The 12,326-nt window shown below is 34.1% G+C and carries 6 protein-coding genes; 5 read left to right on the top strand and 1 reads right to left on the bottom strand.

The annotated features are described in order from the left end of the window. Window positions 1-5 precede the first annotated feature (5 nt). Window positions 6-3,119, bottom strand: a complete 3,114-nt coding sequence (locus EKL97_RS10730; RefSeq protein WP_126568850.1) for a SusC/RagA family TonB-linked outer membrane protein — start codon at window positions 3,117-3,119, stop codon at window positions 6-8. Window positions 3,120-3,791: 672 nt separating this feature from the next. Here EKL97_RS10730 and EKL97_RS10725 point away from each other — a divergent pair. The 5 genes from EKL97_RS10725 (at window position 3,792) to EKL97_RS10700 (ending at window position 11,758) form a co-directional block, all read left to right on the top strand. Then, window positions 3,792-4,091 carry a hypothetical protein gene (locus EKL97_RS10725; RefSeq protein ID WP_126568849.1) on the top strand — a complete coding sequence of 100 codons (300 nt, stop codon included), beginning with the start codon at window positions 3,792-3,794 and terminating at the stop codon, window positions 4,089-4,091. Window positions 4,092-4,607: 516 nt separating this feature from the next. Then, window positions 4,608-4,853, top strand: a complete 246-nt coding sequence (locus EKL97_RS10715) for a hypothetical protein (protein WP_126568847.1) — start codon at window positions 4,608-4,610, stop codon at window positions 4,851-4,853. 446 nt (window positions 4,854-5,299) lie between these two features. Further along, window positions 5,300-8,329, top strand: a complete 3,030-nt coding sequence (locus EKL97_RS10710) for a SusC/RagA family TonB-linked outer membrane protein (RefSeq protein ID WP_126555184.1) — start codon at window positions 5,300-5,302, stop codon at window positions 8,327-8,329. Window positions 8,330-8,340: 11 nt separating this feature from the next. Further along, window positions 8,341-9,780: a RagB/SusD family nutrient uptake outer membrane protein gene (locus tag EKL97_RS10705; protein WP_126555181.1), complete on the top strand. Its 1,440-nt coding sequence runs from the start codon at window positions 8,341-8,343 to the stop codon at window positions 9,778-9,780. 112 nt (window positions 9,781-9,892) lie between these two features. Beyond that, window positions 9,893-11,758, top strand: coding sequence for a S8 family serine peptidase (locus EKL97_RS10700; protein WP_126555178.1), 1,866 nt, complete (start codon window positions 9,893-9,895; stop codon window positions 11,756-11,758). Window positions 11,759-12,326: the final 568 nt, after the last annotated feature.

Genomic DNA, 12,326 nt, shown 5'->3' with positions numbered 1-12,326 from the left:
GTTTTTTATAAGTTTACGTTAATACCTATTGAAACGACTTTTGATCGTGGTGTACCATTTAAATCTACTCCAAGGGTTTCCATTTCAGGATTTAGTCCTTTATATTTGGTAATAATTAGTAGGTTTTGTGCTTGGACGAAAAAGCGAATTACATCTACATTGATTTTGTCGGTAAGCACTTTTGGTAACTTGTACCCCAACGATAAATTATCTAAACTAATAAAAGATCCATCTTCAACAAATCGTGTAGTTGCATTACTGGCCTGATTTAAAAAAGTATTTTGGCTGGCATAAAGTCTAGGAGTCCATCCGTCTCCTGGATTTTCAGCACTTTGCCATCTTCCTAATATCTCTGTGCTGTTGTTGTTTAAGTTTTGATTCATCAAGTCTCTTCTCGTGGAATTAAACATTTTATTTCCTCCACTGAATCGGAAAAGAAAGCTAAAGTCAAAATCTTTGTAGCTTATTTTAGAGTTTAATCCACCAAAATAAGTTGGCAGTGTATTTCCTAAAATCTTTTTGTCAGATTGACCTAATGCTGCTGCTCGTGTACTAATGTCAGAGGGATTGTTTATGTCAAAAGTAGAATATGTTCCCGCTTCAACATTTCCTTGAACCAGAGATCCGTCTGCTTTGTAATAAACAGGATTTCCGTTAGCAGGATTTGAGCCCCAATATCGATATCCGAAAAGTGAATTTACAGATTCTCCTTCTCTAATAATAACGTTTGCTGCAATGAGAGGATCTGTTGATGAACCACCTACGATATCCAAACCACCAGGGAGTGAGGTTACTTTGTTAGTTTGAAAGGTAATGTTAGCACCTACATCCCATCTTAAATCTTCGGTATTTACTAGGTTGATATCTGTAGAGAACTCATATCCTCTGTTGTATAATTGTCCAATATTTTGAGAAATTCTATTACTTGGAACACCTAAGGAAGGAGCGGTTGGAACCTGTAAAACAATTCCGTCAATGTCATTATTGAAATAATCAAAAGTCAATTTCACTTTGTTTTGAAATAATGCCAGATCGACACCAAAATCTGTTTTTTTACTCGTTTCCCATTGTAATAAATCATTACCGAATTGGGTAAAAGCAATTCCGTTTAAAGCACCATATTGAGAGGCAGATGTAAGTCCTAAATATGGATAAGTTCCAATTTCTGTATTTCCTACTTCAGAATAAGAAGCTCTTAGTTTGAATTCATTTACAACATTCGATAATGGTTTCATGAATTCTTCATTGGCGATATTCCAACCTACTGAGTAGCCTGAAAAGTTATTCCAACGTGTATCGGCACTTAATTTTGAAATACCATCTCTTCTGATAGATGCTTGTACAAAATATCGTTGTTTGTAGTTGTAGCTTAATCTTCCAATATAGGACATGATTCCTATTTCGGTTACAGAACCTCCTGATTGTTGAACTCCATAGGCACCAGTAACTAAATTTTGATTATAAAATTCATTTAATAAATCGGTTCCTATACCAACAAAATATTGATTTTTTTCTTTCTGATACTCTGCTACTGCTGTGGCAGAGACGTTATGATTTTCAGCAAATGTTTTGTTGTAAGAAAGAGCATTTTGGATGTTCCACCTTAACAAATCAGTATTATCATTTTGAAGTCTACCATTTGAACCACGGCCATCACCGTGAGTGGGATTATAATATAAAAATCCACCTGTTATTGGATTGTCAACACTAGCTTGAAATCTGTAATTAATATCCTTTGTAATGTTAGCTGATGCAAAAGTATTGATAAGTGTTCTATTAATTTTAGATTGAAACCTATTATTAGCTAAAACGTAAGCAATGTTGGAAATGTTGTCACCAATAGGGCTTAAGTTGGTTCCTTGTCCAACAGTTCCTGTGGTTAAATTCAAATTATAACCCGTAGGGTTAGTTGCATCAAATATTGGAGTGTTAGGCGCTTGACGAATGGCATTAAAAATGTTTCCAGAAAGTGAATTTCCTCCTGTATTCAAACCATTGTATTCTGTTCGTGTTAGTGCTGCATTTCCACCGATAGTTAGCCAATTGTTAACTTCGTGTTCAATATTTGTTCTAAAAGTATAACGAGTCATTTCATTTGATTGCGCTACTCCTTCTTGTTCGGTATAGCCCATTGACATGTAGTATCTGGTTTTATCAGATCCTCCACTTAAGGAAAGGTTGTGGTCCATTTGAAAAGCTCCTTTTCTTAGAACTGCACCTTGCCAATCTGTATTAAATTCATTACCCACAGCCCAGGCAGGTTGAACAGGTGTTCTGTTACTTCTTTTTTCATTTGAAATAGTCAGGAAGTCTGCTGTTTCTAATAAGTCAAAAGTTTTAATTGGAGAGGCAAAACCAGTTACTACATTGTAGCTAACTTTCATTGTCCCTTTTTTTCCTTTTTTAGTTGTAATAATGATTACCCCATTAGCAGCACGGGAACCGTAAATAGCTGTTGCGGCACCATCTTTTAATACTTCAAATGATTCGATATCGGCGGGATTGATATCTCCTAAGGCATTTGAGCTGGCAAATCCACCATTACTCCCGGAGTACACAGGCATCCCATCAACAATGTATAAAGGATTTGTTCCAGAAGAAATAGAAGCAGTACCTCTAATTCTTACTTTCGGAGCTTCACCAATGATGCCTGTGGCAGAGGTAATCTGTACACCTGATGCTCTTCCTGCTAATTGACTTTCAAAACTTGGAGTAACCAAGCCCTGAATTGATTCTCCTTTGATAGAAGCAATTGAACTGGTAAGGTCTCTCTTTTTTTGAACTCCATAACCAATAACAACTACTTCATCCATCATTTGTGCATCTGGTTGAAGCGCAACATTGTAGGTGTTGCTTTGAGTAATTTTAATTGTTTGTGATCTGTAGCCAACAAAAGAAATTACGATATTGTCTCCTACTGAGATTGAACTTATTGAAAAGTTACCCTCAAAATCAGTTTGAATTCCTGTTGTAGTACCACCTATTAGCACATTTGCACCTGGTATTGATAATCCGGTTTCATCGGAAACTTTACCATTTACAGTTTTTTTCTGTGCAAAGGAACTTTGCGTTATCAGTACTGACAATAGTACTAAAAAAAAAATAAATTTCAATTTCATATTAATTTGTATTTGTTAGTAATATCAAAAATGTTACTTAAATTTTGGAGCAACTATTTTTTAACACTTTATTAACCTAGTTTTAACATTTTATGTTGTATTCAAACGATTAATATTTTTGATTAAATACTAGTAAAGTGTTAAATACATACTGTTAGTGTTTAATATTATCTTAAAAAAAATATTTTATTAGAATATTAACAAAATATTTTTATTTATATATATATTTACTTTTAGTCAGTTGCAACGGACTTATTTAGGTCACTTTAATGCAACGGGAATGCGGGGTTCAGTTTTTGGATTGGGCCTGTAATTTGCAGTGACATAAAAATAGTAGAGTTTTTTCTTGCTTAAATGCCTTTTGACTGTTAACCTGTTGTAGGGGTGATAATCATACAACTGCTATAAACATATGCTATATGTGCATATAATAAAGGACTGATTAATATAATGTAGATTATAGTCAAAGGGTTAAAAAAAACTGTTTCAAGCGGAATATTTTCCTAAAATTTAGGAAGTGACTATATTGTATAGGCTAAATTTTTTAGAGTGAGTGGACATAAAGGACTGTTGATTTATTGTGTTAGATCTTTTTAAGATTAAAACGCAGATAATCCAGTTGTTAGTCACAGAGAAAATACCTATAATACTACTATAAAGACTAAATTAGATTTGGCTCAGAGTAGAAATGCCGTAGCAGAAAGTTGTACTAAAGTTCTTAAAAATTTAAATGACGTTAAGATCTTGCTTTCTTCGAAAAGCGCAAGAACTGGTGCTGCCGCCATATCAAGAATTATTAATGAAGCCGCCATAGCATACAAAACAAGAGTTTACTTGGATTTGTGGGATTGGAATAACGTAATCACAGAAGGTGTTAAACGGGATGTTGTATACGCTATGACAGATAGGCCCAAAACTACTTTTTCTAGTAATATTTCAAAAACAGAATCTATTTTTCTATTGATAACGTAGCTACAAACAACCTAGTATTCAATGGTGTATTAGTGACCATGTGTCATCCGTCAATTCCGGCTGCACCTAATGGTCGTAGTTCGGTAGCTGTTAGTACAATTATATGTAGAGACCCAAGTTGGTTAATGCAATTATAAAAGAAGAGGTGAAGGCACAAAGGTGATTATAGGTGTAGGAACCTATTGTCACAATTCTAAATTTACTAAAAAAGACTAAGAAGGTGTGAATAAAAAGTATGTAGCTCCAATCATCAGATATGCTGAAGTCGCGTTAAACATGGCGGAGGTTTATGCAAGACTTGGAGATGTTGCTTATGGTTAAGGCAGATTAAATTTTGTTAGAAATAGATCCTTTGTTAATCACACAACACAAGCATTTACAGGAGCTAGCTTTTTTTAAAATATTAACTTGTTGGGTGAGATTTTGAAAGAAAGAATAATTGATTTTCTTTTGGAAGGTAGTCATTAGGCTGATATTCAAAGGTTGTAAAATGACACTTATTTTTTAATAGATGGTGTGCCTGCTAAAGGGGCTAATGGAGAATGTTCTATTGCGTCTTCTGCTTTAGATGTATATGCTTTACAAACTTTATATTCTGGTCCTTTTGGTGTGAATGCGATTCCTTATGGTGATTTTAAATTTTTATGGACAATGCAGCAATTAGAATTGAATACTAACCCAACGCTAAGAGTCCAGCAAAATCCTTGGTGTTTAATACTGGCTTGGTTCGTTTTAAAAAATGATGTCAGTAGCTTAGTTTAATTATGGTTATATTGTAAACAGTTGCAAGAAGTTTTTCTTGAAACTGTTGTTTTTGCATTCGCTTTTGGTGTAAAATCTACAGATGTTTTAAATACTGCACAGAGGTAATTTTATAAAATATTTTTTTAATAGTAATTATTTTGGAGTTTTTTTCTGATAAAATAATTCTCAAGTCATAGAATTATTGATGGTTTCATCCGTTCTGATTTCATAATAGGGTGTTAAAAAGAAGAGGGCTTAACATTAAATTAACTTTGATAAAAAGATAATTTTTTGTACTGCTATCAGCACATAATATTTAATAAATATGTAAATGTATGAGGTTATCTAATTTTTTGACTAGAAACTTTAATAAATGTTAATTTCGTTATTTATAAAATAAATTTGTTTTATTAAGAATTTATTAAGATTTTTGTAAAATAACTAATTCAAAAAACAAATTTAATATGAGATCAAAATTCAAATGGATTTTTTCGTTGCTGTTGGCGTTGTCAATGCAATTTGTGTTCGCACAAGAGAAAACTGTTACAGGTGTAGTGTCTGATGCCACAGGACCTTTGCCAGGTGTAAATGTTTTGGTGAGGGGTTCCAAAGTAGGAGTTCAAACTAATTTGGATGGAAAGTACTCCATCAAAGCGAAAACAGGAGATGTATTGCTGTTTTCTTTTGTGGGAATGACAGATGCTTCCAAAACGGTTGGGCCTTCAAATACAGTGAATGTTTCCCTACAAGATGGAGTAAGTTTGAATGAGGTTGTTGTTCAAACTAATTTGGGATACTTTTCAAAAGATTCAAGAAAGTTGTCTTCCTCAGTGTCTACAATTTCTGCAGATGAAATTGCAAAGCAATCTCCTGCTTTAACTATTCAGAATGCATTACAAGGACAGGCAGCAGGGGTACAAGTTACTGCTCAAAACGGTAAACCGGGAGCGGCTGCTTATGTTACAGTTCGTGGAGCTGTAAGTATTACAGGAGGTACAGCTGAAGCTATTTATGTAGTGGATGGTGCATTCGTGAGCGGAAGTGAAGCATCTGCTTTAAGTTCAAATGATATCGAGTCTGTTTCTGTACTTAAAGATGGAGCGTCTGCTGCAATTTATGGAGTACGTGGTGGAAATGGAGTTGTAGTTATTACCACGAAAAAAGGTAAAAATGCAAAAGGTAAGTTCCAGTTTAATAATTCGCTTGGATTTACTCAAAAAATTGATGACCCGTTTGATATGATGAATGCTGATCAGAAAATTCGTTATGAAGCCTTGATTGGTGCTGGTTCAACTGTTGGTAAAACAGCGGCTCAGTTGGCTTTGTTGCGTTCTTACGATCACAACTGGCAAGATGACTTACTGAAAAAGGGATTCGTTCAAAATAATAATTTTTCGTACTCAGGGGGTAATGATCAATTTACTAATTTTATGTCTATTGGTTATACTGAAGATAGTGGAATTATCGACAAGCTTAAAGGGTTCAATAGAATTACTGGAAGGTATAACAGTGAATACAAACCGAATGAAAGAGTTAAGTTTGGCTTCAATATAGGGGGGTCATACGAGAAATTTAATGATTCAAGAGATCGTAACAATGCCCAAAGTCCAATTAGAGCAATGTACGATTACAATCCTTATGAGCCATTTTTTGCAAGAGATGCTAATGGTAACGTAGTTAATGATGTACTTGGTAAACCAGTTTTTAATACAAGTTTGCTTGCAGGTTTCCCTATTCAAGAGGCGATTGTTAATAATACTGAACAACGTCGTTTCTTTAGATTATATGGACGTCCATATGTTGAGTTAGGGATAGTTAAAGATTTGACCTTCAAAACCCAAATGAATATAAACTACGAAAGATATCAAAGGGAGTCTTTCGTAAAGCCATCTTCATTTTTGGATTTAATTGTTGGAGATCCTTCTGCTAGAGGTATAAAAACAGATAATGGATCGGATGGATTAGAGTATCAATTAACGAACAGTTTGAATTACAAATATAGTATCAATGGCAAGCACAATTTTGAGTCAACTGTATTATATGAATATTTTAAATCGAACTTTAGATCATATTCTTTAACTAGAAAAGGGTACGTAAATGGTGATTTGCCAACTGCAGGAACAGCAGTTGTTGGAGTTCCTTTTACTGGAAGAAATGAAAATGCTACTGTTTCTATTTTTGGTAACATCGATTACGATTTTGATGGCAAGTATTTAGTGTCATTATATGGAAGACGTGATGGTTCATCCGTTCTAGGAACAAACAATAAATACGCATTCGCTAAGGGAATCTCTTTAGGATGGAATGTTACCAGAGAATCTTTTATGAGTGATGTAAAATGGTTGAATAATTTAAAGTTGAGAGCATCATACGGAGAATTAAATTCAACTAATGGTATTGGTAGTTATACTGCTCAAAGTCTTTTTAGCACTTCACAATATGGAGGAGGTATTGGAACAATCTTGACAGGAAGCACAGTTGGTAACAATAATTTGAAGTTTGAAAAAGCGGAGAAATACGAAGTTGGTATCGAGGCTGCAGTATTGAACAATTGGTTGACTTTATCAAGTTCGATATTTCAAGATAAAAGAAATGATTTTATTTATAGTGATAATACTACTGTTGGTACTTCGTTTTCTGCGCTTATTAATGCAGGTGACTGGACTTCTAAAGGAGCTGAAATTGAGTTAAAAGCTTTTGCAATAAAAAATGAAAATACTACTTTGTCTTTTTATGTCAATGCCGCTGCTTTTGATAGAGAAATTAATGAGTTAAACCGTCCTGGAGATCCAAATAATCAGCTTTCAAGAGGATTGACATGGAATAAAGTAGGTCGTTCACCTGATGATTTCTTCCTTGTGCCTTATGCAGGAGTTAATCCTACTAACGGTCGTGCAATGTATACTAAGTTAGATGGGACAACTACAGATGTTTACAATGCTGGAGATAGAGTTTTTACTGGAAAAACTCCATATGCTAAGTACGAAGGTGGTTTTGGTATGCAATTTGCTTACAAAGGATTTGATATCTCTACTGATTTTGTATTCAAACAAGGCAATTATACTTACAATTACATGTGGCAAAATATGACTGCAGATGGTAATGCGCCAAATAGAAACCAAGCTGTCGCTGCCTTTGACTATTGGACTACAACTAACACTACTGCCTCTTTGCCTGCACCAAGACAATTATCAGGCATCAACTCTAACCTTGAGTCAGATCGTTTCTTAGAAGATGCAAGCTACATTAGATTTAGAAATCTTAATATTGGATATAAATTTACGAAGAAAGCATTCTCTAACTTACCGGTAGACGATATTAGAATATATACTCAAATGCAAAACTTATTTACATGGACTAAGTTCAATGGTGATCCAGAGGTAGGAATAGGTAGTGCTGAGAGTCAAACAGGGTTATTAGTTCCTGGACAATTTGCATTGTATTCTTATCCTACTGTTCAAACATTCCTTTTTGGAGTATCAATTAATTTATAATTAAAAAAATTATGAAAAAAATAATATATCTTGTTGCTTTATCTTTCGCATTAAATTCTTGCGATGATGAAGATATCACATTCGCACCTTACAATGCGATCAGTGAGTCCATTGTTTTACGTAATTCGACCGATTTTGAGAATATGTTAACTGGAGCGTACTCCTACATGATTAAAAATGGAGGTGACGGTGGTTATGGTACTGAGTTTGTTATTGACTCTGAAGTAATGACAGATAATCTAATTCTTAAAATAGAAGGGCGTCAGTCTAATGCTAATGGTTTTAGATTGCTTTCAGTGCCTAATAGTTCTCATTTTAACTATTATATCAGTGCATACAGAGCCGCAGAAACTGCTACTAGGATTATAGAAAATATTGAAATTATACCTCAAAATGCTGCTAGAGATAACATCGAAGGGCAAGCTCGTTTTATTAGAGCAATAAATAATTTTGATATGGTAAGAATTTATTCTAAAATCCCTACTCAAGCAGCTGACGCTAACGCCTCTTTAGGTATGTATTATCTAGATGTTGTTGCCCCTTTTTCTAAACCAACAAGGCCGACTGTTCAAGATACTTACAAGAAAGTAGTAGATGATTTGCTTATTGCTGCTGACAAAATTGGCACAACTAATACCGTTGCCTCAGGAAAGGCGTCAAAGGCTGCTGTTTATGCTTTATTATCTCGTGTGTATCTTTATTTAGGAGATTTCTCAAAGGTTATTCAATATGGAAATCTTGCTATTGCAGGTAATGCAGTTTGTCCTAGAACGGATTTTGTTAATCTATGGAAGGATACAGATATAAAAGCCCCTGGTGTTTTATTTAAACTTAGGATAGATCAAGTTGATGGTGTTACGCCTGGAGTTGTATACAATCAAACAGTAGCAAGTGGTATTCGTTCTGAATATGTTGTACCTAAGAGCTTTTCAGATTTATTTCAAACGACTGATATTAGAAAATCAGCATACATTGTTACTAGTCCGTTCAATAGTATTCCTTATAATCATGTTATTAAGTACCTTAGTCGTTTGACAGGTAACCCGGCTATAGTTGATATAAAAGTATTACGTGTAGAAGAAGTGTATTTGAACATGGCTGAGGCTCAGTATAGAATCAATGGTGGAGGTTTAGCATTTCTTGATGCAGTAAGATCTCAGAGATATTCTTCTTTTGTTTCAGGTAATGAGACTGGAGCTACCTTACTAAATGCTATTTTACTTGAACGAAGATTAGAGCTTGCTTTCGAAATGGACCGTTTCTTTACATTAAAAAGACTAGGTTTGGGAATGGTTAGAAATTCTGTTGAAGGAGATTATGCTAGCGGTGCTGGTACAAAAGTAGAAACTTCTGCATTAACTATTCCTGCAGGTAATTTTAAATGGCAACTTCCTATTCCGCAATCTCAAATAGATTTGAATAGTAATTTACAGCAAAATCCTGGTTACTAATTATTAAACATTAACATTTTAAAAAACCTCCCTATTTAACCATTTGGGAGGTTTTTTGTTTAAAGTGTTTTTATATAGTAGTTTATTGAAATTAATTCTTAATTTTTTATAAATGAAAAAAATTTTATTTTATATACTAATTTTTCAATTTTCTATTGCGCAGACCGTACAAGAACGAAAGATAATGATGCAGACCTATGACAATGAAAAAATTAATAGTTTTGTTCTTAAATTAGCAGAAGCCCAAAAGGAGCAAAAAAGTAAAATTCAAAGTTATAAGCTTCTATACAGATTGTTAGATTCTGAAACGAATTCACTTCAGCGTATTTATGATGGATTACCTTTTTTTTACACAATAGAAAATGATGCTTCTGTTGTTACCATTCGTGCAAATTCATTGCACCCAAATGGTGTTTTAGGTCTTAATTTGACTGGTATCGGAATAACTGCTGGTGTTTGGGATGGAGGTAAAGTCCGTGAAACTCATCAGGAGTTGGCTGGTTCAAAGATATCTTTTGGTGATGGAGCAATATCTCCTAGTGCCCATTCTACCCACGTTACTGGAACCATAGTGGGAATAGGAGTGGTGCCTAAAGCGAGAGGGTTCGCATATCAAGCGAAAGCAAAAACGTATTATTGGGATAGTGATGTTGAGGAAATGGCGAGTTTCGCAGGCGAAGGGTATTTAGTATCAAACCATTCATACGGGTATGGTATTTCTAATTCTTTTCCTAACGCGAGATTTGGTTATTATGATCAGACCTCATCCGACTTTGATAAAATTTCAGAGGTGTTTCCGTATTATCAAATAGTTGTAGCTGCGGGTAACTCAAGAAATAGCACTCATTCACAAATAAATGCTAAAGGTGGTTTTGATATGCTTACAGGAAGTGCAGTATCTAAAAATGCGATTGTAGTTGCGGCGGTTAATTCGGTTTCTAATTATACAGGCCCAGGAAGCATAACAATGAGTTCGTTTAGTAATTATGGACCTGCCGATGACGGAAGAATTAAACCAGATATCAGTGCAAAAGGTGTAGGGGTATATTCTTGTAATGGACCTAATGATAATACCTATGAGACGTTAAGTGGTACTTCAATGGCAGCTCCAGCAATCACAGGCTTAATTGTTTTACTGCAGCAGCATTATAACAATTTGAATGCTTCATTTATGAAAGCTGCAACAGCTCGTGGCTTGCTTTGCCATACTGCAGATGAAGCAGGTTTGTCAATAGGCCCAGATTATGAGTACGGGTGGGGCTTAGCTAATGGAGAAGAAGCTGCTAAATTAATTAGTTCAAAAGGGAAGACCTCACTAGTTTTAGAAAATACTTTAACGGATCAAGTAGTTTTTACAAGACAGATTTCTATTTCATCCCCTAGAGCTTTAAATGTTTCTATTGCATGGACTGATCCAGTTAAATTTGGTTCCGTCGTCACTCCTGTAGTTGAGGATAATAGAAATACGAATCTGGTGAATAATCTTGATCTTAAGATTATTGATGAGTCCGGCAGGGTATACTATCCATGGAAATTGATTCCTACTTCGATGAATAGCGCGGCAACTCAAGATTCTGACAATAATGTTGATAATATTGAAAAAGTATCAATTCTTAACGCTGCTGCTGGTAAATATACTATTCAGGTTACTAACAAAGGGAATTTATTAGCTGGTGTTCAAGATTATACATTGATTGCAAGCGGTTTGGATGATTTGACCTTGGCTACTAAGGATTACGGTAGAAATAGTATGATTAGAGTCTATCCTAATCCAGTGCAAGAAAATTTATCCTTCGATTTACCAGATTTCTTCTCTCCATTAGAAGTTGTTATTTATGACATCTCAGGTAGATTAATTCGAAGTATTAATTACGAAGAAGAAAATAATGTAAAGGTAGGAAACCTGAAACCAGGGGTCTATATCGTCAAGTTTATTAGTCAAGATAAGAGCCTACAAGTTAAGTTTATAAAAAAATAGATACTTAGGCACAAACTCAACCTTTAAAAAACATCCACTTACACTGGATGTTTTTTTACAGTTAATTAGGTAATATTTAATACCAAAATAATGGTGCCTATATCTAATTTGGACACTATTTTTGAAATAAGATATTATTAGCTCAATTAGCTCCAATTTTACTAAGTAAATAAGAGAAGCTGTTTTATTGTAGAATAGTATATATTTTAGTTTTTTATTTAGTGAGGCTGTTATCGAAAATTTTTGCTATCATTACCCTTTAACAAATGATGGATGCTAAACAATACCTTACAAGGCAGTATGTTAATTATACTATATTCGGTAGCTAAAAGTATTTTTTGAAGTCCCTTACTCGGGTTTATTTGTTAAATAAAATCAATTCAATTAGTATAATCAGAAAAATATTATGTAATAACTCAAAAAAAGCATTCTTTTTTTATTCTTATAAAAGCCTTCTAATCAACCATTAAATTGGTAGTTAAAAAATTTTATTGAGGTGTTCATTTATTTACTTATTATAATATCTTGATATAAAACCTTTTGAGTTTTCATCATTCTATTTATCAGT

Source organism: Flavobacterium sp. LS1P28 (assembly GCF_003970335.1).
Taxonomy (GTDB): domain Bacteria; phylum Bacteroidota; class Bacteroidia; order Flavobacteriales; family Flavobacteriaceae; genus Flavobacterium.
The sequence above is the reverse complement of the archived record's forward strand: the minus strand, read 5'-3'. Positions and strand labels throughout refer to the sequence as shown.